Genomic DNA, 24,558 nt, shown 5'->3' with positions numbered 1-24,558 from the left:
GTGTAAATTAAACTTCTCCTGGGCTTGATTTTAATAGGTTAGATCATGACGATTGAAATTATTCCAATGCGTGCGGAGCATCTGGATCAAGTTTGGCAAATCGAGCAGCAGGCTCATTCTCATCCTTGGGCTGAGTCGTTAATCCGGGACTTATCCAGTCGCGGAGCTTGTCACCATGTGATGCTAGATGCTGACACGGTTCTTGGCTATTTCTATGCGCAGAACATTGTCGGAGAAGTGACCTTGCTGAATATTGCGATTGCTCCTTCACAGCAAGGTAAAGGCTATGGGCAGAAGCTATTGGATGCGTTTCTGAATCATTGTGAGCAAGTAAAAGCAGAGAGTGCTTGGCTTGAAGTCAGAGAAAGTAATCATGCTGCCATTCATATCTATGAGCAAGCGGGGTTCAATGAACTGGACCGCCGTTACAATTACTACCCTGCAAAAACAGGCAGTGGTAAAGAAGATGCGATCATCATGAGCTATATCTTCTTTAATTAGCTATTCCTCACTTTCTTGGGGCGCTGACCTTAGAGCAATCAGTCTCTAATAGAGCGATCAGTTGCCACTAAAGCGATAATGAGCGAGAATACCGCGCAATATTGAATCTACAAAAAGTGTGTTTGCTCTTTAGCAAGCATTCAGACATCAAAGAAGACCCGTTTCATGTCAAATACACCTTTTCTAGGCGAAGTTTCTAAACGTAGAACGTTCGCTATTATTTCTCACCCGGATGCGGGTAAAACGACCATTACCGAAAAAGTACTTTTATTCGGAAACGCGATCCAAAAAGCAGGTACCGTTAAAGGTCGTGGTAATGCACAGCATGCAAAATCTGACTGGATGGAAATGGAAAAGGAACGTGGTATCTCGGTCACCACTTCTGTGATGCAGTTCCCATACAACAACTGTCTGGTAAACCTGCTGGATACTCCGGGACACGAAGACTTCTCTGAAGATACATACCGTACACTAACAGCAGTAGACTCGTGTTTGATGGTGATCGACGCGGCGAAAGGTGTCGAGGATCGTACTCGTAAGCTGATGGAAGTCACTCGTCTTCGTGATACGCCAATCGTAACGTTTATGAACAAACTTGACCGTGACGTTCGTGATCCGATGGAAGTTTTAGACGAAGTAGAAAACGAACTGGGTATGATGTGTTCACCAATTACCTGGCCAATCGGCTGTGGTAAAGAGTTTAAAGGTGTGTACCACATTCACCGTGACGAGACAGTTCTTTATGAGTCTGGTCATGGCCATGAGATTCAGGAAGTGCGCATCATCAAAGGTCTGGACAACCTTGAGCTGGATGAAAAAGTCGGAGCAGGTCTGGCGGAAAGTGTTCGTGAAGAACTTGAGTTGGTGATGGGCGCATGCCCAGAGTTCGATCTGGATCTTTTCCTGACTGGTGAACTAACTCCTGTATATTTCGGTACGGCACTAGGCAACTTTGGTGTTGACCACATGCTGGACGGTTTGACTGAGTGGGCGCCTGCACCAAAAACTCGTCAAGCGGTTGAGCGTGAGGTTGAAGCTACAGAAGATAAGTTCTCGGGCTTTGTCTTTAAGATCCAGGCAAACATGGATCCAAAACACCGTGACCGTATCGCATTTATGCGTATCGTATCTGGTTGTTATAGCCAAGGTATGAAGATGAACCACGTTCGTATTGGTAAGCAAGTCAGCATTTCTGATGCGGTAACCTTTATGGCGGGTGACCGTTCTCGTGCAGAACACGCTTATGCAGGCGACATCATTGGTCTGCATAACCACGGTACCATCCAGATTGGTGATACGTTCACGCAAGGCGAATCTCTAAAATTCTCTGGTATTCCGAACTTTGCTCCGGAACTGTTCCGTCGTATTCGTCTGAAAGATCCATTGAAGCAGAAACAGCTACTGAAAGGTTTGGTTCAGCTTTCTGAAGAAGGTGCGGTACAGGTATTCCGTCCAGTGCAAAACAACGACTTGATCGTTGGTGCGGTGGGCGTGCTTCAGTTTGACGTAGTTGTGGCTCGTCTGAAGTCTGAGTACAACGTAGAAGCCATTTACGAAGGCGTAAATGTGGCAACCGCTCGTTGGGTTGATTGTGCTGACGCGAAGAAATTCGATGAGTTCCAACGTAAGAACCAGTCAAACCTGGCTCTTGATGGTGGCGATAACCTAACCTATATTGCACCGACGATGGTTAACCTGAACCTTGCGAAAGAGCGTTTCCCTGATGTTGAATTCCGTGCGACTCGTGAGCACTAATCGACATTAGTTGAACGCCGCTTTATCGCGACTGGATTTTAAAACGCCCTTGGCTATAGACTTAGTCAAGGGCGTTTTTATATCGGTAAGGTTTTTATATAGGTAAGTATGGCCAGATACAAATAGGTATTGGACGAGGAAGAAAGATGAATTGGTTTAAAAGAGGACTCCAGCGCTATGACGACTGGTGTAAAGAGATGGGACTCACGCCAGATCAAAAGCGCAGCTGTGTGCCTTATCGGAAGGATCCTGCCCATCAAAGTGAGGAGCAAGGCTCTGCGCGTCAATCTGTAGAAAGTGATAAAAAGTCTCAAGATGAAACTCTTTGATACGCATTGCCACTTTGATTTTGACGTGTTTCAAAATGATTTTGAGCGTAATCAACAACTCGCCAAAGAGCAGGGCGTAAGCAGAATCTTAATCCCTTCTGTTGGCCCATCAAACTGGTCCCGAATTCAGACCTTAGCGCAGCACAACCCCCACTTATATTACGCGTTAGGGTTTCATCCCTATTTTCTTGAAGAAAACTTTGAGCAATATCTGTCTCAACTCGAGCAATATTTATCTTTAAGTCATCCGCAGTGTGTCGCAATAGGAGAGTGCGGGTTAGATTTTGCCATCAATATACCTGTACCTCTGCAAGAAAAAGCGCTCGAGATACAGTTTGAATTGGCCAAACGTTTTGACTTGCCCGTGATTTTGCATAGCCGAAAAGCACACAATCGGCTGATTCAAATGGTCAAAGCTGCGAAGTTGCCAAGAGGCGGTGTCGTGCATGCTTTTTCGGGCAGTTATCAGCAAGCGATAGAGTGGATCAGATTAGGTTTTTTTATCGGTGTGGGAGGCACGATAACCTATCCGCGAGCGAACAAAACCCGCGATGCAATTCAAAAATTACCACTTGAAAATCTAGTTATTGAAACAGATGCGCCAGATATGCCTATACTTGGATATCAGGGGGAACCAAATCACCCGGCAAAACTGATTCATGTGTTCAATGAGCTTATAGAACTGCGTAGCGAAAAAAAGCAATCGATTGCGTCGCAACTGTGGAAAAATAGCAATTTTGCCTTCTGTATCTGTGAATAGAATCCAAAGTTAATGTTAAAAATAGAAAACTCCTTCCTTGTTGGTGTGAAATTGGTCACAAAAATTGGTGAATCAATTATGAATCTTATAGGAAAGTGTGAAGGCGGCATTACTTTAATTCATTTTGCATGAGTATAATTGCCCCCGCTTTTATAGCTCCATTTTGTTACACGCCAATAAATAACTTATAAGGAAGTCATAAACTATGCAGAGCCTGTTTATGAGCCTGGCCGGTATGATAGTGCTGCTTGCTATTGCATTCGCATTTTCATCTAACCGCAAAGCTATCAATTTTAGAACTGTGGGTGGTGCATTCGCTATCCAATTCGCATTAGGTGCATTTGTTCTTTATGTACCATGGGGCCGTGATCTGTTGAACGGTTTCTCTAGTGGTGTATCTAACGTTATCAACTACGGTAACGATGGTTCATCATTCCTATTCGGTGGACTTGTTTCTGACAAGATGTTCGAAGTATTCGGTGGCGGTGGTTTCATCTTCGCATTCCGTGTTCTTCCTACACTGATCTTCTTTTCAGCTCTGATCTCAGTTCTGTACTACATTGGCGTTATGCAGTGGGTCATCAAAATTCTTGGTGGTGCACTACAGAAAGCGCTGGGCACTTCTCGTGCAGAATCAATGTCAGCAGCGGCTAACATTTTCGTAGGTCAAACTGAAGCGCCTCTAGTTGTTCGTCCATTCGTTCCAAAAATGACTCAATCTGAGCTGTTTGCGGTAATGTGTGGTGGTCTGGCTTCTGTTGCTGGTGGTGTACTGGCTGGTTACGCGTCAATGGGTGTTCCACTAGAATACCTAGTTGCGGCATCATTTATGGCAGCACCAGGTGGTCTACTATTCGCTAAGATTCTTCATCCTGAGACTGATCAGCCTCATGAAAGTATCGAAGAAGCATTAGAAGGCGGCGACGACAAACCTGTTAACGTTATCGACGCAGCAGCGGGCGGTGCGGCTTCTGGTCTGCAACTAGCGCTAAACGTAGGTGCAATGCTAATCGCATTCGTAGGTCTGATTGCTCTTATCAACGGTATGCTAGGTGGCATCGGTGGTTGGTTCGGTATGCCAGGACTGACTCTTGAGCTAATCCTGGGTTACGCATTCTCTCCACTAGCATTTCTAATCGGTGTTCCATGGGCTGAAGCAGTCACAGCAGGTTCATTCATCGGTCAGAAAATCGTGGTGAACGAATTCGTTGCTTACTTGAACTTCACGCCTTACATCGGTGATAACGCTCAAGTAATCGCGGCAACTGGCGAAGTAATGTCTGAGAAGACAACGGCTATCATCTCATTTGCACTATGTGGCTTTGCGAATCTTTCTTCTATCGCGATCCTACTAGGTGGTCTGGGTGGTCTGGCACCAAGCCGTCGTCCGGATATCGCTCGCATGGGTGTTAAAGCAGTTCTTGCAGGTACGTTGTCTAACCTTATGGCAGCGACAATTGCAGGCTTCTGCTTAAGCCTTGCAGCTCTGTAATTAGAATCGGTTCTTAATATATAGACGCCGTATTAAACCATGCCCTGTAGCAAGAAATTGCTGCGGGGCTTTTTTCGTTTTTAGGGCTGAAAATTTTTAGTGCGTCAAATGTAAGGGGTCTTAACTGACGGACTAGAGAATAGAAACCTGGAAATTTTGAGATACAAACCGTTTGCGCTCTATTTGGTGCTACAGTTTTGCGATGAATATCTATAATGTAGACATCACAAGGTGAACACAACTTAATCGATGGGTAAATGAATTACCCTGAAATTTTAGATAACACCGCAATCATAGATTGTTGTGCCATAGGCCAAATAGGTCCTGTGCGGTGACAAGGATAGCAATTGGCATAAGAGTTTTCGCTGACTATGCCGAGTCTTCATGGAACCAAGTCCGTTCATAAATAGACTACTGAGTCATTTTTTACACAATCTCAACTCGTTGATTATATTTAGAGTTGCGATGTAAGGCTGAGTAGTGAATTTTTTGAATATTGATCGGAGATAGAAATGAGCGATTTAAAAGCAGCTGCACTACGTGCACTAAAACTTATGGATCTAACTACGCTGAATGATGATGACACTGATGCAAAAGTGATCTCACTATGTCATGACGCGAAAACAGCAGTAGGCAACACCGCTGCAATCTGTATTTACCCTCGCTTTATTCCTATTGCTAAGAAGACACTTCGTGAGCAAGGCACACCAGAAGTTCGCATTGCTACCGTGACTAACTTCCCACACGGAAACGACGACATCGAGATCGCAGTTGCTGAAACTAAAGCAGCGGTAGCTTACGGTGCAGACGAAGTTGACGTTGTTTTCCCATACCGTGCACTAATGGCGGGTGATGAAAAAGTGGGCTTTGAACTGGTTAAGCAATGTAAACAAGCTTGTGGTGACATTCTTCTTAAAGTGATCATCGAAACGGGTGAACTAAAAGAAGAAGCGCTAATCAAAAAAGCATCTCAAATCTGTATCGAAGCGGGTGCTGACTTTATTAAAACTTCAACGGGTAAAGTGCCAGTGAACGCAACACCAGAATACGCTCGCATGATGCTAGAAGTTATTCGTGATATGGGAGTTGCGGAAACAGTTGGCTTCAAACCAGCTGGTGGTGTACGTACTGCTGAAGATGCAGCGGCATACCTGGCAATGGCTGACGAAATCTTAGGTGATAACTGGGTTGATGCGCGTCACTACCGTTTCGGTGCGTCAAGCCTGCTAACTAACCTGTTAAATACATTAGAAGTAACAGACGAAACTGCTGATCCAACAGCGTACTAACTCTAAAAATGTCTGACTGGTAGCCCCAAACAGGGGCTACCAACCTTCAGTCCTACTTTAACCACAGCTTTCATCGAGCTTGGGAGGCACTAATGTATTTACCGCAAGAAATCATTCGTAAAAAACGTGACGGCGAAGTTCTTTCTGCTGACGAAATCAACTTCTTCATTCAAGGTGTAGCAAACAACACGGTATCTGAAGGTCAGATCGCGGCGTTTGCTATGACTATTTTCTTTAATGAAATGACCATGGAAGAGCGTATTGCACTGACTTGTGCGATGCGTGATTCTGGCATGGTTATCGACTGGAACCATATGAACTTTGGCGGTCCGATTGTTGATAAACATTCAACGGGCGGTGTCGGCGATGTGACTTCTCTGATGCTTGGCCCTATGGTGGCGGCTTGTGGTGGTTTCGTACCAATGATCTCTGGCCGTGGCCTTGGTCATACTGGCGGTACGCTGGATAAATTAGAGTCAATCCCAGGCTACAATATCACTCCAACCAACGAGGTATTTGGTCAAGTCACCAAAGATGCGGGGGTCGCAATCATCGGTCAAACTGGCGATTTAGCACCTGCTGACAAACGCGTTTACGCGACCCGAGATATTACGGCTACCGTTGATAACATCTCGCTAATTACTGCATCGATTCTTTCTAAGAAATTGGCTGCGGGTTTGGAATCTCTGGTGATGGATGTAAAAGTAGGCTCGGGCGCATTTATGCCAACTTACGAAGCATCTGAAGAGTTAGCGAAATCTATCGTAGCGGTAGCAAACGGCGCGGGGACTAAGACGACGGCAATCCTGACGGACATGAACCAGGTTCTAGCGTCTTCAGCCGGTAATGCGGTTGAAGTACGTGAAGCGGTTCGTTTCCTGACTGGTGAATACCGAAATCCACGTCTACTTGAAGTGACCATGGCGTTATGTGCGGAAATGTTGGTGCTTGGTAAGCTGGCAGAAAATACAGATGATGCACGTGCGAAACTGATGGAAGTGCTCGACAACGGTAAAGCGGCAGAATGCTTCGGCAAGATGATTGCCGGTCTGGGAGGTCCTGCTGATTTCGTTGAAAACTACCAAAACTACCTCGAAAAAGCAGAAATCATCAAGCCCGTATATGCGACAGAAACCGGCATTGTTTCAGCGATGGACACTCGTGCTATTGGCATGGCCGTGGTTGCGATGGGCGGCGGTCGTCGTGTTGCAACCGATGAAATCGACTACGCGGTTGGTTTCGATGAGTTTATCCGTCTGGGTGAAGTCGCTGACTGCGATAAGCCTCTGGCCGTGATCCATGCTCGCACTGAAGAGCAGTGGCAAGAAGCGGCGAAAGCACTACGCATCGCAATCAAAGTAGGTGGTAACTACACGCCAACTCCAGAGGTTTACTGCCAAATCCGAGCAGAAGATATCTAGGTCAACAGACCCTAACTGATTAAGTAATTACATAAGGCCTGCTCAACCATAATAATTCGCCGGGTGGGCCTAAGGAACAAGCAATGAAAAGAGCATTTATTTTAGTACTAGACTCATTCGGCATTGGTGCAACGGCTGATGCGAAAGATTTTGGTGATGTAGGTTCAGATACGCTAGGTCATATCGCTGACCAGTGTGAAAAAGGCTTAGCTGATAACGACAAACGTCAAGGCGCACTTCGTCTTCCAAACCTATCTAAACTTGGTTTGGCGATGGCTCATAAAGAATCAACTGGCCGTTTCGCGCCGGGTTTAGATGCTGATGCAGAAATCATCGGTGCTTACGGTCACGCGGCTGAACTTTCATCTGGTAAAGATACTCCGTCTGGTCACTGGGAAATTGCCGGTGTACCTGTTCTGTTTGACTGGGGTTACTTTACTGACAAAGCAAACAGCTTCCCTAAAGAGCTGACTGACCGCATTCTTGAGCGTGCTGGCTTAGACGGTTTCCTTGGTAACTGCCATGCTTCAGGTACTCAGGTTCTGGATGATCTGGGTGAAGAGCACATGAAGACTGGCCAGCCTATCTTCTATACTTCAGCAGATTCTGTATTCCAGATTGCATGTCACGAAGAGACGTTTGGTTTAGATCGCCTGTTGGAACTATGCCAAATCGCGCGTGAAGAGTTAGCGGATTACAACATCGGTCGAGTGATTGCTCGTCCATTCATTGGCCCGGGTAAAGGTCAGTTTGAACGTACCGGTAACCGTCGTGACCTGTCTGTTGAGCCGCCATCAGCAACTGTTCTACAAAAGCTTGTGGAAGAGAAGCAAGGCGATGTGGTTTCTATTGGTAAGATTGCAGACATCTACGCAAACTGCGGCATCACCAAGAAAGTGAAAGCAACAGGAATACCTGCTCTATTCGAAGCAACTCTAGAGCAAATCAAAGAAGCTGGTGATAACACCATCGTATTCACAAATTTTGTTGATTTTGACTCTGCATACGGCCATCGCCGCGATGTGGCTGGTTACGCAGCAGCACTTGAGTACTTTGATGGTCGAATCAACGAAGTACTAGAGCTGATGGAGGAAGACGATGTCCTGATCCTGACAGCAGACCACGGTTGTGACCCAACATGGCCAGGTACCGACCATACTCGTGAACACATTCCAGTCTTGGTTTACGGGAATAAAGTTCCGGCAGGTTCTCTGGGACTACGCGAAACTTTCGCTGATATCGGCCAAACACTGGCAAGCCATTTTGGTATGTCGCCAATGGATTTCGGTAAGAACTTCCTATAATTAGGTCAAAACTGGGAGCATTTAGCTCCTGGTTTTATGTTTGCAGCATGAAAATGTTGTGTGTCGGAAAACGATAGAGAAAGGTTAAGGAAATTAAACATGGCAACTCCTCATATCAATGCTGAAATGGGTGCATTCGCAGACGTTGTTTTAATGCCTGGTGACCCACTACGAGCAAAATACATCGCAGAAACCCTCCTTGAAGATGTGGTTCAAGTGTGTGATGTGCGCAATATGTTCGGTTACACCGGTACATACAAAGGTCGCAAAATTTCGGTAATGGGCCACGGTATGGGTATTCCATCTTGTTCGATCTACGCGACTGAACTTATCAAAGACTTCGGCGTGAAGAAGATCATTCGAGTCGGCAGTTGTGGCGCAGTGAACGAAGACATCAAAGTGCGTGATGTGGTGATTGGCATGGGAGCGTGTACAGACTCCAAAGTAAACCGCATTCGTTTCAAAGGTCATGACTTTGCTGCCATCGCAGATTACAAAATGGTGCGCGCAGCGGAAGAAGCCGCAAAAGCACGTGGCATTGATGTGAAAGTCGGTAACCTGTTTTCTGCTGAGTTGTTTTACACACCAGATCCTGACATGTTCGATGTGATGGACAAATACGGTATCGTCGGTGTAGAAATGGAAGCGGCAGGTATCTATGGTGTTGCCGCAGAGTATGGTGCGAAAGCGCTGACGATCTGTACAGTGTCAGATCACATTAAAACCGGTGAACAAACCACCTCTGATGAGCGTCAAACGACGTTCAACGACATGATGTTGATCGCGCTGGATTCTGTTCTTCTCGGTGACAAAGATTAATCTGTGTATCGAAGTAAAAGATAAACGGCCCGCATCAGCAGGCCGTTTTTATTTGGAATCTATTCGACGGATACATCACTTTATTTTGTGAGCAGCAGGTTTTCGTCCTTCTTTCGACGAATCGGTTGTCTGCGTAAAAGCATGATAAACAACATCCCACAGACGAAGCTCATCAGCACCATTAAGTACATGTAGCGATCACTCTTACGGTAATGATGATCCGAAATCGCCGTTACTCGACCTGTTTCGAAGGTAACCCGAACAAAACCGATCACTGAACCGTCAGCGATGACTGGTTCAACCAGTTGTTGGCGGCCAATCGATGCGGTGGCCAGTGGGGTATCTAAACCGAGCACTTCTCGTACAGAAAGTGCTTCTTCACTCGACGCCAGACGTACGCCCTGCGCATCATAAATGGTCGCATCAAACACCAAACGATCTTGCGCGAGTTGGTTAGTCAACTGCAATAATCGCTCCTGGTCATTGTTCACAATCATTTCACTGGCAGATAAGGATGCCTGAGAAATCAGAACTTTGGTGAGTGTTTCAAGTTGGTGTGCTTGAATTTTCTCGTTGCCCTTGCTGATCACTACACTGTTTTTTATGGTCACAAACAACATCACACACAGTAGTATTAGCGCCAGAATTCGCAGGGCATTCCTTACTGAGAATAAGGATTCACTCATGCTTTTACTCATCCATTTAAAAATAAAACAAAGACTTGCCTTTTTAGTTTGTTGAGGTAACGTTTTAGCAAAGTCATAAAGGATTATATACATGGACGCGCTAAAAAGCTTGCCTATAAGAAAACATACGACACTTTTAAAACGATTGCCTGAAACTCGCTTTGCTTCTCAATTAGATAGAGCTAAAGCCAACTGGATTGTTTTTTCTACTTACCTTTCGCCGCGTCATTTTGAAGACATTGACTTTTTCACTGGTTTTTACAATCCCGTTCTGGAAACGTGGAAAGTCGGTCAGTACGAGGTTGCGTTGATGGCAGGAGAACTGACGCCTCAGCATGAAACCATTTTAAAAAACCTCAACTTAGATTATGCATCGCTAAATGAAGTTCCTGACCTATCAACACAAGGTCTGATCGTATTTGATATGGATTCTACGGCGATTCAAATTGAGTGTATTGATGAAATTGCTAAATTAGCTGGTGTTGGTGATGAAGTTGCTGAAGTGACTGAGCGAGCAATGCAAGGTGAGCTGGACTTTGAGCAAAGCCTTCGTCAACGAGTAGGTAAACTGAAAGGGGCTGATGAAGCTATCCTTGAACAAGTGCGTTCTCAGTTGCCGTTCATGCAAGACTTCGAAGCACTCATTACCACATTGAAAGCGCTAGGCTGGAAAACGGCGATTGCGTCTGGTGGCTTCGATTATTTCTCGGACTACATTAAAGAGAAAGTAGGCTTAGACTTTGCGCGTTCGAATAAGCTGGAAATCATTGATGGCAAACTTACCGGCCAAGTGCTTGGTGAAGTCGTTAACGCGCAAGTGAAATCTGACATCTTGGTTGAACTGGCGGATGAATTTGAAATCGAACAGCACAATACCGTGGCGGTCGGTGACGGCGCAAACGACTTGGTGATGATGTCTGCTGCTGGACTGGGGATTGCTTACCATGCAAAACCTAAAGTAGAGGCGCAAGCCCAAGCTAATATTCGTTACTCTGGATTGGGTGGCGTGCTTTGTATTCTTTCGGGTGCTTTGGTTAAACAACAAAAGATCAGCTGGAAGTCGAAGCCGTAGAAATTCATCCAGATTGAACCATGATCGTCATTCTTAACACCGCCTCAAAGGGCGGTGTTTTTTTATTCAGTCAGTTCTAATCTGACGATCACTTCTTCGGTGATATCTTCAAACTCGCAGTATCCGATGAGTGAGGTCAGCTCCTTTTCCAGCTTACTCGCCCGATGCAGACTCAAAGGGGTTAAATCACTTAAGTCTCTTCTCAGCAGCGCAGTCATCGGGTCTAAAATCGGTAGCGTTGACATACGAAGCACATAGAGCTCCCCCATCATGCGAGCTTTCTTAATAAACAGAATGCGTTCTTTGGCGTTATGAAACTCATGGTGGAGCCTAGATTCGATACCGGTAATCTTGTGGCCAATTTTTGATGCACTGATGTAAACATCCTGATGTTTTTCCTGTGCTCCCTCAACGCGTTTAATGGGTTCGGCAATCAGTGTGCTGGTCCGGCCTTTAAATAGGGGCTCAAGAGAAAACTTTTGCTCATGACCTGACTGGGCGAAAAGCTCGACGTGTTTTGGCAGTGGAAAGTGAATGCCGATAACGGAAGTGTTAAACGATCCAGCCGAATTTTTGCTGATAAAAATCGGTGTGCTTAACGATCTTGATAGAAGCACACTATGAAGTTTTTCCAGCAGGGCCTGACTTGGCAGGACATCTTTCTGCTGAATAAGCTTACTTTGATTGTGCGAGATTATCTTATTGAAAAAAGCAATCACCTGACGCGTTTGACTGCTTTCATCAATGACCAATTGAACACTGTGACCATTCGTACCGACACGAATGACGCGGTAAGGTACGGCTGAAAGAGGAAGGCCCTTATCGTATAACTGCAGCTCACGGAAATTAATCTGAATTTCTTGTCCAGAGCATAATACGGTCGGATCATCTAATTGAATCCCCAGTCCCCGTTTAGAAATATCGACACTGTATCCTGTGATTTTAGTATTGCCGGAGGTGAGTTCTAACGGCGTTTTAAATCGATAGCGAGGTTCTTTACGCCGGGATTGAGCATCAAAATAAATCCCTTGTGGGTTACCAATAATCCGTCGCGGATGTCGAAATGTATCCAGAGTGCTCGACGGTAAGCGAGGTTTCTCAGTTAACAGGTAGTCCTGTCCTGAACGCTCATCTGCGATTTCTTGTAAAATTCCCACATGAGTGAGCGAGTGAGAGGTTTGTTCCAGCTCTGAAGATAAGGACGCTAATTCACTTTTCTCTTGTTCAGATAATTCAAAGATGGAAATGCGACATACACGCCAACTGTTGCGTTTGGCCCCTAAATGCCAGAAAAGCTGCCGTTGTTCTCGTGTCGCTTCTGGCCTGAGCATAGAGTAAAAAAAGGTTTTGTTTTCATGCTCGTGAGTAAAAGAATAGAGAATGTTTGTCGTTCCCTTTACTCCTGGCGCGATCAACGATGCCATTCGTTCTGCATTAAACAGAGATCCGAAGACGGGTTGATTTCGCTCATCATGCCAGTACTGCCATAATTTGTGGTTATTTGGGGTTAACATCGCGAGCTTAAGCTCATTGCCTGCAAAGAACAGTGGCAAGTTGCTGGTGTGCTTGAGTGCAATGTGTTCATAACCACGAGTACGGGCCCGGATGATCTTATCTTGGTTGTCGTGACGGGTGCGTTTTTCCGGACTGTTCAGAGTTTCATCAATGATTCGGTCTATCAGTTTGGTGTCGGTCAGGAGTATGGCTCTGAGATAACGGATGGCTTCATTTTCATAGCAATCCTCTACTGCCAGCACTCGATAAGTCAGAGGCTTTTCAATCCCGCTTAGCGGATATTTGCTCGCAAACTCTGTAAAAGTAACCTCAATGATTTCGCCAAGATTGTACTTGAATGCACTCGGTACTTTGAATTTTGCGCCTGAGCTTGAGAGGTCAATACTCAACCCATGCAGGATCTGATCGTTGCAACGGCGCAGTTCTACTTGTGATTGCACTTTCAAACGTTTTTCGTGCCGCTTTAAGTCGTAGCCTAATTGAATTGGCTCGGCCAAAAAGTGACGGTTAGCATTGGATAAAGGGGGCGTTTGCTCATCAAGCGCTTGCTTATTCATGACACGAAAGTTGTTGCGTGTGTTCACCAGCGCTTCCCACATGCCTTCGGTATAACCGCCAAATTTTGTGATGTTCTTATGGTAGGCATTAAACGCCACATCATCTAACCAGTGTGAAATACCGTTAAACACATATTCTCTGCACTCGCCGTTAACACGACCGCGTAAATCGATGCTTTTTTTACACGGAGTCATTAAGCGGTTTAATTCCATTTTCACCAAAATTTTGGCCGAAGGATGCTCTTCCTCAGTCAGTTGGCCAAGGACAAAGTCAAAGTCTGCAGAACCATAAACGGGAATGAGGTGTTCAGCGAGCGAGAGAATTTCAGATTGCAGCATTATTTCTGTTAGAGTATGTCGTTATTCGAATTATATCGGCTAAGCGCAGTAAAACTTAAATATATCAATAAACCCTGTCAATTCAGTTCTCGAGTCAGTTGGCAGTGCTTGGTCACATTTGTTAAAGAAGAAATTGAGGCATCATGGCGAAAGCAAAACGAGCGTATGTTTGTAATGATTGTGGCGCAGATTTTCCACGTTGGCAGGGACAATGTAATGCGTGTGGTGCGTGGAACACGATTACGGAAGTGCGCATTGCTGCGTCGCCAACGGTTGCCCGCCACGAGCGTTTGTCTGGTTATGCTGGTTCAGCAACCGAATCGAAAGTTCAAACTCTGTCTGAAATTAACTTGCAAGAAGTCCCGCGTTTTACCAGTGGTTTCAAGGAGCTTGATCGAGTGTTAGGCGGCGGTGTTGTGCCTGGTGCAGCGATATTGATTGGTGGTAATCCGGGGGCTGGCAAGTCGACGTTGTTGCTTCAAACCATGTGTACTTTGTCTGCGCAAATGCCGACTTTATACGTCACCGGTGAAGAATCATTACAACAAGTTGCCATGCGCGCTTCTCGCCTGGGTCTGCCAAAAGAACATCTGAAGATGCTGTCTGAAACGAATGTGGACAAAATCTGCCAAATTGCAGAGCAAGAACAGCCGCGCATCATGGTCATTGACTCGATTCAGGTGATGCATGTTTCGGACGTGCAATCGTCACCGGGTAGTGTGGCGCAAGTCCGTGAGTCAGCTACGGCTCTGACACGCTATGCAAAACAGAATAATGTCGCCGTATTTATTGTTGGTCACGTAACAAAAGATGGTACTCTTGCCGGCCCTAAAGTTCTTGAACACATTATCGATTGCTCGGTTTTGCTCGATGGTGGTACAGACAGTCGCTTCCGTACGCTGCGTAGCCATAAAAACCGTTTTGGTGCCGTGAATGAATTAGGTGTGTTCGCCATGACCGGGCAGGGACTGAGAGAAGTCAGTAATCCATCGGCTATTTTCCTATCGCGAGGCGAAGAAGAAACCTCAGGTTCTTCGGTTATGGTGGTATGGGAAGGGACCCGCCCTCTATTAGTAGAGATTCAGGCGCTGGTGGATTATTCGCAGCTTGCCAACCCTCGTCGAGTTGCAGTGGGGCTGGAGCAGAATCGTCTCTCCTTATTATTAGCGGTACTGCATAAACATGGCGGATTACAAATGGCCGACCAGGACGTGTTCGTTAACGTGGTGGGTGGTGTCAAAGTGACAGAGACCAGTGCTGACCTCGCATTAGTGATGGCGCTGTTATCGAGTTTTCGTGATCGCGCCTTGCCAAAAGACGTCGTTGTATTTGGCGAGGTTGGGCTTGCGGGAGAAATTCGTCCGGTGCCAAGCGGGCAAGAGCGATTAAACGAAGCATTTAAGCACGGCTTTAAAAAGGCGATCGTTCCCGCTGCGAATATGCCGAAAGGCGGGATTCCCGGAATGCAAATTCATGGGGTTAAGAAGCTATCAGAGGCAATCGAAGCATTTGATGAGTTATAGAACGCTAGAATAGGCGTTGCAAAACTGTAAAATCTATTTTCAAAGTGAGTGAATAAAGCACATAAATCGATATGTTTAACTATTCTTTGAAGATGGAAAATTTAGGTTAAAAAATTTTTTTCGTCCAACTGCACGCAAAGGTATCAGTCTTGACAGATTGTGATATACTCTGCGCGCACTTTATACCTTATTAACAGAGTAAGACAATGGCAGATTTATCGAAATACAGAAACATTGGTATTTTCGCGCACGTTGACGCGGGTAAAACCACTACCACTGAGCGTATTCTTAAGCTTACTGGTAAAATCCATAAAACAGGTGAGGTTCACGATGGTGAATCTACTACTGACTTCATGGAACAGGAAGCAGAGCGCGGTATTACTATCCAATCAGCTGCGGTAACTTGTGAGTGGAAAAAACACCGACTAAACGTTATCGATACTCCTGGACACGTTGACTTTACAGTAGAAGTATACCGTTCACTGAAAGTTCTAGATGGCGGTATCGGTGTATTCTGTGGTTCTGGCGGTGTTGAACCTCAATCAGAAACTAACTGGCGTTACGCTAACGAATCAGAAGTTGCACGTATCATCTTCGTAAACAAACTAGACCGTATGGGTGCTGATTTCTTCAACGTTGTTGAACAAGTTAAGAACGTACTGGCAGCTAACCCATTGGTTATGACTCTGCCTATCGGTCGTGAAGATGACTTCGTTGGTGTTGTAGACGTACTTAACCGTCAAGCATACGTATGGGATGACTCTGGTCTTCCAGAAAACTACGAAATTCAAGACGTTCCTGCAGACATGGTTGACGACGTTGAAGAATATCGTGAACTTATGATCGAATCTGCTGTAGAACAAGACGACGATCTAATGATGGCTTACATGGACGGTGAAGAACCAACTGTTGAGCAAATCAAAGCATGTATCCGTAAAGGTACTCGTGATCTAGCATTCTTCCCAACATTCTGTGGCTCAGCGTTCAAAAACAAAGGTATGCAACTTGTTCTTGACGCGGTAGTAGATTACCTACCAGCTCCAACAGAAGTTGAGCCACAAGACCTGACTGATCCACAAACTGGTGAACCAACAGGTGAAAAAGCGGTAGTTGATGCAGATCAGCCACTAAAAGCGCTAGCATTCAAGATCATGGATGACCGTTTCGGTGCTCTGACTTTCATCCGTATCTACTCTGGCCGCATGAAGAAAGGTGATACCATTCTTAACTCTGCGACTGGTAAAACTGAACGTATCGGCCGTATGGTTGAGATGCAAGCAAACGACCGTACTGAAATCACTGAAGCACAAGCTGGTGATATCATCGCAGTTGTTGGTATGAAGAACGTTCAAACTGGTCACACTCTATGTGATCCTAAGCACGAATGTACTCTAGAACCAATGATCTTCCCAGAGCCAGTAATCTCTATCGCTGTTGCTCCTAAAGACAAAGGTTCAACTGAGAAAATGGGTATCGCGATCGGTAAAATGGTTGCAGAAGATCCATCATTCCAGGTCGAGACTGACGAAGACTCAGGCGAAACTATCCTGAAAGGTATGGGTGAACTTCACCTGGATATCAAAGTAGATATCCTAAAACGTACTTACGGTGTTGAGCTAGAAGTAGGTGCTCCTCAGGTTGCTTACCGTGAAACTATCACTAAAGCAATCGAAGACAGCTACACGCACAAGAAACAGTCTGGTGGTTCTGGTCAGTTTGGTAAGATCGATTACCGTATCAAACCAGGTGAGCCAAACTCAGGTTTCACGTTCAAGTCATCTGTTGTTGGTGGTAACGTTCCTAAGGAATTCTGGCCAGCAGTTGAGAAAGGCTTTGCTAGCATGATGCAAACTGGTGTGCTTGCAGGCTTCCCGACTCTTGACGTTGAAGTTGAACTATTCGACGGTGGCTTCCACGCAGTTGACTCATCTGCAATCGCATTTGAAATCGCAGCTAAAGGCGCATTCCGTCAGTCTATGCCTAAAGCAGGCGCGCAACTTCTTGAGCCAATCATGAAAGTTGACGTGTTCACTCCAGACGATCACGTTGGTGACGTAATCGGTGACCTTAACCGTCGTCGTGGTATGATCAAAGACCAACAAGCTGGTGCAACTGGCGTACGTATCAAAGCAGATGTTCCTCTATCAGAAATGTTCGGCTACATCGGTACTCTACGTACAATGACTTCTGGTCGTGGTCAGTTCTCTATGGAGTTCGCACACTACGCACCATGTCCAAGCAACGTTGCTGATCAAGTAATCGCGGACGTTAAAGAGCGTAACGCTAAGAAGTAATTCTTAAGTTAACTCTATGATTTGAAGCCCTGCCTAGTGCAGGGCTTTTTATTTCTCCCAAACGATCAATTTTGGCTCGTTCCCCAAGAAAGCATATTGGATTTATATAAGCGACAAATCTGTTTTTGTGAGATTTGTATACATTGCTAGGTCGGATGCCATAGTTTTAGTCTAAACTACAGCTACACTTAATTGGTTATAGTCTATTTTTAGCCTGCTCTTGGATATTTTTGATGATCTATGTGACATATCATGTAGTAAAGATAAAAGCTGGCTTATAATAATAACCTGATGTCGTAACTTCATAGAGGATTCAGATGTGCAGAAATTGGATGTGACACCTAATATCAACAGAATTATGGATTTAACAGAACAAGTCACTTTAATTGGTCTGTACGCTTGGTTGTGCTTTCGTCTTTTTCCAGAAGAACTTACTTCTCAATATATATACCCATTATTAATACTTTTGTCTGAAGGACTTGTTTTAGTGTTAGTAATATGCAGACGTAAAACACAAAATATATCAGTTAAGCTCAGCGATTGGTTGGTTGCATATGCTGGCTCTTTTACTGTGTTACTCGTTGATAAAGGTGGAGAACCTTTTCTTCCAGGGATTGGTGTTGTTTTATTACTTATTGGGTTGATGCTACATGTGGGGGCAAAGCTAAGTTTACGAAGAAGTTTTGGCATTGTGCCAGCCGACCGAGGAATAAAATCAGACGGATTATATAGATATATTCGACATCCTATGTATTTTGGGTATTTTATAACCCATATAGGTTTTCTACTCGCTGTACCATCTTTATGGAACTTTATGCTCTACTGTTTGACTTGGGCTTTATTGATTACCAGAATAATTTTTGAGGAAAGACTTCTTTCTAAAAATAGCGAATATATTGCCTATCAGAAAAAAGTCCATTATAGGCTCATTCCCAAACTGTTCTAAGGAGTCATATTATTCCATATGAAAGCCTAATTTAAAGAGCAACGATTCTTTATTGTAATCGTTGCTCTTTTGTTCTTATTTCTCCCAAATTATCAGCTTATCTTTCGGCCAGTTGTGCCCAAGCTCGTGGTACTTTTGTTCAAGTACATGGCGCTTGATCTTGAGGGTAGGAGTGAGCACGCCATTCTCAATATTCCACGGTTCTTTGATCATTAGCACGCCTTTAATTTGTTCATGGGATTCCAATTCCTGATTCATTCTCTCAATGACTTTACTTGTGGAACGCTCGTAACGCGCTTTGTCGAAGTGGGGGAAGTTATGTGGAACAACCAAAAGAATTGGGCCAGGTAAGCCTAAACCAATCAGACACATCATCTCAATTCGGCTGTATTCGAACAATTTCTTCTCGATAGGCACCGGAGAAACAAATTTCCCTTTTGCAGTTTTAAACGTGTCTTTCTTACGGCCTTGAATCGTCAGGTATCCATCATAATCTATCGCACCAATATCACCGGTGTGCAGCCAACCTTCCGAATCGAACGACTCCTGAGTTGCGATATCATTTTTGTAGTAGCCCGAGAATAACCCCTTACTCCGCACCATAATCTCACTATCATCGGCAATTTTGAGTTCAATTCCCGGGCCAGCATTGCCAACGGTACCAATTTTATCGGCTCTGAACGGATAGTTAATCGTGCTGTAAGCAAAGGATTCCGTCATCCCCCAAGCCTCAGTGATATCCAGCCCTACGCTGTGGTACCACTCTAACAGTGCAGGCGATACAGGAGCGGAACCACAACCTAGCACCCGAGCTTGATCTAACCCCAGCCCAACGGCGAGTTTTTTCTTAATCAAAGCGTTGACGAACGGAATCTTGAGCAGAATATTCAGCGTCTTTTGCGGTAACTTGTCTTGAATACGTTGTTGGAATAACGTCCATAATCTTGGCACCGAGATAAACAGAGTCGGACGCTGCATTTTTACATCTTCAATAAAGGTGTCGAGAGATTCAGGAAATGCGGTCTGCACGCCTCCCATGATTGAAGAACCAAAAATGTACACACGCTCAGTGATGTGTGCTAATGGCAGGTAGGAAAAGAGTCTGTCGTTGGGTTGGATGCCGATATGATTAATCAACTGTTGCACTGACCAGCTGAACGCGCCGTACGTTAGCATGGCGCCTTTTGGCAAACCCGACGTTCCGGATGTATAAACCAGAGACATCAATTTGTCGTCGTAGTGAACTGGACGCGATTCACTCGGCATCTCTTGTGCTATGAGTTGAGTATATTGATGCTGACACACAGGCGCGGTGTTATAAGGCAGCGCGATACTGATCAGGTCGCTTATTTCGTTTAACACTTGCTGCGTCGCTTTAGCGTCATCCAGTTTACCGCAGATCAGTGCTTTGCTTTCGCTGTGCGTGATGCAGTATTCAATCGTGTCGGCTCCAGCGGTAGGAAAGATGGGAACACTAACATAGTCTCCCAGCATTAAGGCAAGATCACAGATAAACCATTCCGCACAGTTTTTCGATATCAAAGCGACCTTGTCGCCAGGCTGAACGCCTAGATTACGCAATGCACTGACAAGCTTCAGGGCTTGATCGGCCACTTCGGCATAAGTGTATTCAACAAACTCTCTATTGATGATTTGCTTTAAGTAAACCTCGTTTGGACGCTCCTCTGCCCACTTTAGAATCATTTCATTTGGCGGCGGGAGAGCGCACCCAGCAGAAGTATTGATGTTCGGCTGATGCATCATAAGTGACTCCATGTCTTCTCGTTGATTTTATAGTTGTTAATATATTGTTAATCTTAGCATGTTGGTTAACAATCCGAGAAAGCATTTGAGCAAATGTGTGGGTAGGTTGGCGTAAATAAACACCAGAATAGAAGTCTTGATATTTAAAACTGTTGACGGTAGCTAGCGGGAGAAAAGCCGGTTTTCTTCTTAAAAATGCGAGAAAAATAAGAGACATCGTTATAGCCACATTTGTAAGCAATGTAGGCAATCTTCATTGAGTCATCTTCGGTAAGCATCTTTTTTGCCAGAGCAATACGTTTAGCGGTAACGTAGTCACGAAAACACATGCCGACATGTCGACGAAACACTTTCGAAAAATAGGTTGGAGAATAATGGCAAAGCGCCGCCGCCGCCTCTTCTCGTATGTCTGTATGGGCATTATTGGCGATGTATTCAACGACGTCAGCGAAGTTTGATTTGCCTTTCCTCGGAAAAGTTTTATGCGAAGATAGCGATGAGCCATCTAAGTTACGGTTAAAGAAGTACTTTAACTTGATTTGGGAAAGCCAGTGAGGGAGATAATTGTCGCTCAATGCATAGCATTCGGAAGTAACATGCTTTGGTGGTAATCCGTTGTTGGCTGTGTCGGGAGCGATAAGATTGTGATCGACAATGTTGGAATGAACGACGATAAGCTTCTTATCCAGATTTTCACATAATGTTACGACACCTTTAAGCGACGCGTTTTGATTGCCATTAGCATAGTAAAAAAAGTGATCGGAAGTCTTATCGCTTATGATGGAAATGTCATTGCCGTGATCGGCTAAGTCAAAATACTGAGCAAAAATCCAGCGAAATTGCTCAGGAAGAGATTGTAACGGTTCACCTATCCAGTGCGCTTTGGCCAGCCTTTCCATATAACATCCATTTAACTCATACTTAGCAAGCGTAGGTAAGTTAGTAATCAGCCAAATCTCATTCCTAGAGTATTAAGGCTAATTATTTTAATCATCGATTTTTGATCAAAACAATCATTGATTAGTTTAATTATTCAAACGATTATGGATTAAAAATAACCACTTAAACGTGATATCGCTCCCAAATTTCACTACCATTAGTCTCATAGGTGAAACTTTTAACTCTCAATAAACAAAATGGCAAAAATATCCTAATTAAAGGCAAGAAAATCCTAACGACCTAACACTTTTCTAACCTAAATTGACATCGAAACACCTTGATACGGATGTTTTCACAGGGGTTACAAATCAAATTCAGTAAAGTAATAAAGATCTTTTTTGATTTTTTGAGGTTGAGATGGATCTTTAGGGGGCAAAAATTATGAACAAATTTACACAAGTATTGAAAGACTTTTGGAATGATGAAGAAGGTCTTACTCTTCTAGAATATATCCTTGGTGCGGCACTGATTGTTGCTGCGTTTTTAGTCGGTGGTACATCGTTTTGGACCGCTCTCAAATCTAAGTTCGATAGTGTTGAAGGTCAAATCACAGGCATAGGTTCAACAACCGCATCATAGGCCAAAAGGTTCGAAGTAATTTGATACTAGAAATAGCCATCTGGTCATTGCTTATTGCAATTGGTGTATCAGATGCGCAGGAAAATAAGATATCCAATAAAGCAGTAATGCTGCTCTTGGTTATGGTCACTGTGAACGTAATGTATGTCTCTGCGTTAAATGGATTAGAACATTTATATAGTGGTGTTGTTACGTTTGCAGTGTGCTTTATCTTGTATCTTCTAAAGGTCATGGCTGGTGGCGATGTTAAGTTGCTGGCAGTTCTTGGCTTTTGGTTGGGACCAGAAAATATGTTGCAGGCCTTTCCGCTTGTTATTGTTTCGGGTGGAGTCGTAGGTCTGTTTTACCTGGCACAATATTTGGCCTCTTCCCGTTATACGTTTGGAGAGCAAATCAAGTATTATGCTTTACAAAAAGTGACTCCAGGATGGAAAAACAATCAAAGACTGGTAATTCCATTTGCCCCGGCAATAGTGATAGGTTTGGCTTACTATTTTTATATTCATTAGGTTAACACATTAAACCGTCAGGTTGCGGCCACAGTGATTTGTAAGGTTTGGCAGGGAGTTGCCACATTTAGCCGTGCCATACATCAGGAGGGCACAAACCATGTCTACAATACCTAAAGTCAATTTAGTGCCACAAATTTCACCACCACCAACGCCAACGTCAGAAGATGACTTAGGCGTACCGAGTGCGGTTATAGAACACCTTCTTATCAAACATATTTCCGCTTATCCGAAATCCAACTTGGTCGAGCTATCCAGTCGAATGTGTGTGGTTTCATCCATTGTCGAAAACTCGCTTGCGCAACTTCGTGCTCGCAGTTGGGTGGAAGTGTATCAACCGTTAAATGCAACCAGTTCTTATTCTAACATTCGCTATGGCTTAACCGAGTTAGGTATGGCAGAAGCTGAGTTGGCCTTTCGACGAGAAGCATATATAGGTCCGGTTCCTGTCTCACTGCCGCAGTATTGGGACATTGTTAAGCGACAGAATTTACGTAACCAACCGATTGCCCGTGCGGATGTTGAACGAGCACTGGACGATGTTTATGGTGCGGAGCGTTTAATACCTGTTTTAGGGCCGGCAATTAATTCTGGTCGGGCATTATTGTTGTACGGACATGCTGGTACTGGTAAAAGTTATGTTGCAGCGAGAGTTTTAAATGCCTTGAACACTTCGGTGTTTATCCCTCACGCAGTGTATGCTGACGGCAATATCATCAAAGTGTTCTCTGAGCATCACCATAAACGGATCGATAACTCACACAATAAAACCTTCGTTAAATTGGGTGAGCACTATGATAAGCGTTGGGTACTGTGTGAAAGGCCCAATATCCAGGTGGGTGGTGAACTAACCATGGATATGCTGGAAGTTAACCACACCGAGCATAACCGTGTATGGAATGCGCCACTGCAAATGATGGCTAACAACGGCATTTTTGTGATTGACGATTTAGGCCGACAAGCTATGCCGGTTGCCGCTGTACTCAATCGCTGGATTGTGCCGATGGAATACTTCGTTGATCACCTTGGTTTACCAAATGGACAACAGATATCGGTCCCATTTATGCTTACGCTCGCTTTTTCATCCAACCTTCCACCGAGTTCGATTGCCGATCCTGCATTTTTGAGACGACTTGGCTACAAGATTGAATTTAATCCTCTAGAGTTAGAGGAGTACTGCCAATTATGGATGGAACTGGCGAATACCTATCAGCTTGTTTTAACCGACGGTTTTTTTGACCGATTAAAACAGCTGCATGATGAGACTGGTACCGGGTATTTCCCGTGTTTGCCAAAAGACATTTTAGGGATTAGCCGAGATATTTTGAAGTTTGAGGAAATAGGGGAGCAAGTGTCAACAGATATTTTGACGCGAGCTTGGGGACTCTATTTTACCGTTGATGAATAAAAATGAGGGGATGTCATGAGCAAGACACAAGTTGCCATGTTGTTGTTATTATCTATCGCCTTTGGTTTAGGTGCGGTAATGATCGCAAAGCAGTGGTTAGACAGTCAGACGCAACCGACCGTGAAGCTGGAAGAAGTGGAACGCCACCCGGTGCTGGTTGCTGCGATGGAGATAGATCCGGGAGTAATTGTTGAAGCGAAACATCTGACGACTAAATTAATGGAAGTGGACTGGATTGATGAAACGACACTAACGGAACCGTCCCAGGCGGTTGGTAAGGTGGTAGCCAACTCCATTTATGAAGGGGAGCTCATCAATCCTAATCGTATCGCGGTATTGGGAGAAGGGGTGACACTCGCTGCGATGATTCCAGAAGATAAGCGAGCCCTGACCATACGCGTTAACGATGTTATTGGTGTGGCAGGTTTCCTGTTACCAGGCAATAAAGTCGATGTGCTAAATACCAAAGGTAATGGAACAAGTACTGTTTTGAAGAACATCAAAGTGCTGGCGGTGGACCAAACGGCAAGAACAAAAGATAACAAGCCAGTTATCGTACGAGCGGTTACCTTAGAGGTTTCACCAAAAGAAGCGGAAAAATTGTTAACAGAAAACAGTAAGGGCAGTATTCAGCTGGCGTTGAGAAATCCGCTTACTGTTGATAAAGCGCCGCCAGTGAGAACTTACACTCCACGACCGAGTGTGACAGTGATTAAGGGTTCGCAAACTTCTAATGTACGCGTGAGCAATTAGGTGA

General features: G+C 44.7%; 21 protein-coding genes. 17 read left to right on the top strand and 4 right to left on the bottom strand.

The genetic code is table 11. The features are described from left to right. The first annotated feature begins 45 nt into the window (after positions 1 to 45). The 9 genes from rimI to deoD all read left to right on the top strand — a co-directional run bounded on the left by rimI (position 46) and on the right by deoD (position 9,670). Positions 46 to 501: a ribosomal protein S18-alanine N-acetyltransferase gene (gene rimI / locus ACWYU8_RS03525; RefSeq protein ID WP_457517194.1), complete on the top strand. Its 456-nt coding sequence runs from the start codon at positions 46 to 48 to the stop codon at positions 499 to 501. A gap of 165 nt (positions 502 to 666) precedes the next feature. Then, positions 667 to 2,256 (top strand): peptide chain release factor 3, encoded by a 1,590-nt coding sequence (gene prfC / locus ACWYU8_RS03520; RefSeq protein WP_457517192.1) that lies wholly within the window; start codon positions 667 to 669, stop codon positions 2,254 to 2,256. 146 nt (positions 2,257 to 2,402) lie between these two features. Beyond that, a complete protein-coding gene (locus ACWYU8_RS03515) occupies positions 2,403 to 2,585 on the top strand; it encodes a DUF5363 family protein (RefSeq protein ID WP_457517190.1) in 183 nt (60 codons plus the stop codon). Then, the gene (locus ACWYU8_RS03510) at positions 2,572 to 3,345 is read left to right on the top strand and encodes a TatD family hydrolase (protein ID WP_457517189.1); all 774 of its coding nucleotides are present in this window, start codon (positions 2,572 to 2,574) and stop codon (positions 3,343 to 3,345) included. Before ACWYU8_RS03515 ends, ACWYU8_RS03510 begins: the two co-directional genes overlap by 14 nt. 205 nt (positions 3,346 to 3,550) lie before the next feature. Beyond that, positions 3,551 to 4,837, top strand: a complete 1,287-nt coding sequence (locus ACWYU8_RS03505) for a NupC/NupG family nucleoside CNT transporter (protein WP_457517188.1) — start codon at positions 3,551 to 3,553, stop codon at positions 4,835 to 4,837. 512 nt (positions 4,838 to 5,349) lie between these two features. Then, entirely contained in the window at positions 5,350 to 6,126 is a 777-nt protein-coding gene (deoC, locus tag ACWYU8_RS03500) for a deoxyribose-phosphate aldolase (protein ID WP_264904650.1), read from the top strand. 92 nt (positions 6,127 to 6,218) lie between these two features. Further along, a complete protein-coding gene (gene deoA / locus ACWYU8_RS03495) occupies positions 6,219 to 7,547 on the top strand; it encodes a thymidine phosphorylase (protein WP_457517186.1) in 1,329 nt (442 codons plus the stop codon). Positions 7,548 to 7,630: 83 nt separating this feature from the next. Then, positions 7,631 to 8,851 (top strand): phosphopentomutase, encoded by a 1,221-nt coding sequence (locus ACWYU8_RS03490; RefSeq protein WP_457517184.1) that lies wholly within the window; start codon positions 7,631 to 7,633, stop codon positions 8,849 to 8,851. 99 nt (positions 8,852 to 8,950) lie between these two features. After that, positions 8,951 to 9,670, top strand: a complete 720-nt coding sequence (deoD, locus tag ACWYU8_RS03485; protein ID WP_457517182.1) for a purine-nucleoside phosphorylase — start codon at positions 8,951 to 8,953, stop codon at positions 9,668 to 9,670. An 80-nt stretch (positions 9,671 to 9,750) separates the two neighbouring features. Here the strand turns inward: deoD and ACWYU8_RS03480 are convergent, their stop codons facing one another. Further along, positions 9,751 to 10,356: a YtjB family periplasmic protein gene (locus tag ACWYU8_RS03480; protein ID WP_457517180.1), complete on the bottom strand. Its 606-nt coding sequence runs from the start codon at positions 10,354 to 10,356 to the stop codon at positions 9,751 to 9,753. 91 nt (positions 10,357 to 10,447) lie between these two features. Between ACWYU8_RS03480 and serB the strand changes: the two genes are divergently transcribed. Then, positions 10,448 to 11,428: a phosphoserine phosphatase gene (serB, locus tag ACWYU8_RS03475; protein WP_457517179.1), complete on the top strand. Its 981-nt coding sequence runs from the start codon at positions 10,448 to 10,450 to the stop codon at positions 11,426 to 11,428. Positions 11,429 to 11,490: 62 nt separating this feature from the next. Here serB and ACWYU8_RS03470 read toward each other — a convergent pair whose 3' ends face one another. Beyond that, positions 11,491 to 13,839: a PilZ domain-containing protein gene (locus ACWYU8_RS03470; protein ID WP_457517177.1), complete on the bottom strand. Its 2,349-nt coding sequence runs from the start codon at positions 13,837 to 13,839 to the stop codon at positions 11,491 to 11,493. 143 nt (positions 13,840 to 13,982) lie between these two features. Here ACWYU8_RS03470 and radA point away from each other — a divergent pair, with 143 nt between their 5' ends. The 3 genes from radA to ACWYU8_RS03455 all read left to right on the top strand — a co-directional run bounded on the left by radA (position 13,983) and on the right by ACWYU8_RS03455 (position 18,602). Continuing rightward, a complete protein-coding gene (radA, locus tag ACWYU8_RS03465) occupies positions 13,983 to 15,362 on the top strand; it encodes a DNA repair protein RadA (RefSeq protein ID WP_457517176.1) in 1,380 nt (459 codons plus the stop codon). 206 nt (positions 15,363 to 15,568) lie between these two features. Continuing rightward, the gene (gene fusA, locus ACWYU8_RS03460; protein ID WP_457517175.1) at positions 15,569 to 17,656 is read left to right on the top strand and encodes an elongation factor G; all 2,088 of its coding nucleotides are present in this window, start codon (positions 15,569 to 15,571) and stop codon (positions 17,654 to 17,656) included. Positions 17,657 to 17,975: 319 nt separating this feature from the next. Next, positions 17,976 to 18,602: a methyltransferase family protein gene (locus tag ACWYU8_RS03455; protein ID WP_457517173.1), complete on the top strand. Its 627-nt coding sequence runs from the start codon at positions 17,976 to 17,978 to the stop codon at positions 18,600 to 18,602. A 75-nt stretch (positions 18,603 to 18,677) separates the two neighbouring features. Here ACWYU8_RS03455 and ACWYU8_RS03450 read toward each other — a convergent pair whose 3' ends face one another. Together ACWYU8_RS03450 and ACWYU8_RS03445 are read right to left on the bottom strand one after the other, a co-directional pair. Then, positions 18,678 to 20,363, bottom strand: coding sequence for an AMP-binding protein (locus ACWYU8_RS03450; RefSeq protein ID WP_457517340.1), 1,686 nt, complete (start codon positions 20,361 to 20,363; stop codon positions 18,678 to 18,680). Positions 20,364 to 20,509: 146 nt separating this feature from the next. Beyond that, complete coding sequence (locus ACWYU8_RS03445; protein ID WP_457517171.1) at positions 20,510 to 21,265, bottom strand: helix-turn-helix domain-containing protein; 756 nt, start codon at positions 21,263 to 21,265, stop codon at positions 20,510 to 20,512. 421 nt (positions 21,266 to 21,686) lie between these two features. Here ACWYU8_RS03445 and ACWYU8_RS03440 point away from each other — a divergent pair, with 421 nt between their 5' ends. The 4 genes from ACWYU8_RS03440 (at position 21,687) to cpaB (ending at position 24,554) form a co-directional block, all read left to right on the top strand. Beyond that, positions 21,687 to 21,884 (top strand): Flp family type IVb pilin, encoded by a 198-nt coding sequence (locus tag ACWYU8_RS03440; RefSeq protein WP_457517170.1) that lies wholly within the window; start codon positions 21,687 to 21,689, stop codon positions 21,882 to 21,884. A 20-nt stretch (positions 21,885 to 21,904) separates the two neighbouring features. Then, entirely contained in the window at positions 21,905 to 22,393 is a 489-nt protein-coding gene (locus ACWYU8_RS03435; RefSeq protein ID WP_457517168.1) for an A24 family peptidase, read from the top strand. Positions 22,394 to 22,493: 100 nt separating this feature from the next. Continuing rightward, positions 22,494 to 23,801, top strand: coding sequence for an AAA family ATPase (locus ACWYU8_RS03430; protein WP_457517166.1), 1,308 nt, complete (start codon positions 22,494 to 22,496; stop codon positions 23,799 to 23,801). 15 nt (positions 23,802 to 23,816) lie between these two features. Next, the gene (cpaB, locus tag ACWYU8_RS03425) at positions 23,817 to 24,554 is read left to right on the top strand and encodes a Flp pilus assembly protein CpaB (RefSeq protein ID WP_457517164.1); all 738 of its coding nucleotides are present in this window, start codon (positions 23,817 to 23,819) and stop codon (positions 24,552 to 24,554) included. The last annotated feature ends 4 nt before the right edge of the window (positions 24,555 to 24,558 follow it).

The organism is Vibrio limimangrovi, from assembly GCF_054064025.1.
This window is presented reverse-complemented; position numbering and strand designations above follow the sequence as displayed.

Coding starts and splice junctions, on each gene's coding strand:
- rimI (WP_457517194.1), top strand. CDS start 46: ATGACGATTGAAATTATTCCAATGCGTGCGGAGCATCTGGATCAAGTT.
- prfC (WP_457517192.1), top strand. CDS start 667: ATGTCAAATACACCTTTTCTAGGCGAAGTTTCTAAACGTAGAACGTTC.
- ACWYU8_RS03515 (WP_457517190.1), top strand. CDS start 2,403: ATGAATTGGTTTAAAAGAGGACTCCAGCGCTATGACGACTGGTGTAAA.
- ACWYU8_RS03510 (WP_457517189.1), top strand. CDS start 2,572: ATGAAACTCTTTGATACGCATTGCCACTTTGATTTTGACGTGTTTCAA.
- ACWYU8_RS03505 (WP_457517188.1), top strand. CDS start 3,551: ATGCAGAGCCTGTTTATGAGCCTGGCCGGTATGATAGTGCTGCTTGCT.
- deoC (WP_264904650.1), top strand. CDS start 5,350: ATGAGCGATTTAAAAGCAGCTGCACTACGTGCACTAAAACTTATGGAT.
- deoA (WP_457517186.1), top strand. CDS start 6,219: ATGTATTTACCGCAAGAAATCATTCGTAAAAAACGTGACGGCGAAGTT.
- ACWYU8_RS03490 (WP_457517184.1), top strand. CDS start 7,631: ATGAAAAGAGCATTTATTTTAGTACTAGACTCATTCGGCATTGGTGCA.
- deoD (WP_457517182.1), top strand. CDS start 8,951: ATGGCAACTCCTCATATCAATGCTGAAATGGGTGCATTCGCAGACGTT.
- ACWYU8_RS03480 (WP_457517180.1), bottom strand. CDS start 10,356: ATGAGTGAATCCTTATTCTCAGTAAGGAATGCCCTGCGAATTCTGGCG.
- serB (WP_457517179.1), top strand. CDS start 10,448: ATGGACGCGCTAAAAAGCTTGCCTATAAGAAAACATACGACACTTTTA.
- ACWYU8_RS03470 (WP_457517177.1), bottom strand. CDS start 13,839: ATGCTGCAATCTGAAATTCTCTCGCTCGCTGAACACCTCATTCCCGTT.
- radA (WP_457517176.1), top strand. CDS start 13,983: ATGGCGAAAGCAAAACGAGCGTATGTTTGTAATGATTGTGGCGCAGAT.
- fusA (WP_457517175.1), top strand. CDS start 15,569: ATGGCAGATTTATCGAAATACAGAAACATTGGTATTTTCGCGCACGTT.
- ACWYU8_RS03450 (WP_457517340.1), bottom strand. CDS start 20,363: ATGCATCAGCCGAACATCAATACTTCTGCTGGGTGCGCTCTCCCGCCG.
- ACWYU8_RS03445 (WP_457517171.1), bottom strand. CDS start 21,265: ATGGAAAGGCTGGCCAAAGCGCACTGGATAGGTGAACCGTTACAATCT.
- ACWYU8_RS03440 (WP_457517170.1), top strand. CDS start 21,687: ATGAACAAATTTACACAAGTATTGAAAGACTTTTGGAATGATGAAGAA.
- ACWYU8_RS03430 (WP_457517166.1), top strand. CDS start 22,494: ATGTCTACAATACCTAAAGTCAATTTAGTGCCACAAATTTCACCACCA.
- cpaB (WP_457517164.1), top strand. CDS start 23,817: ATGAGCAAGACACAAGTTGCCATGTTGTTGTTATTATCTATCGCCTTT.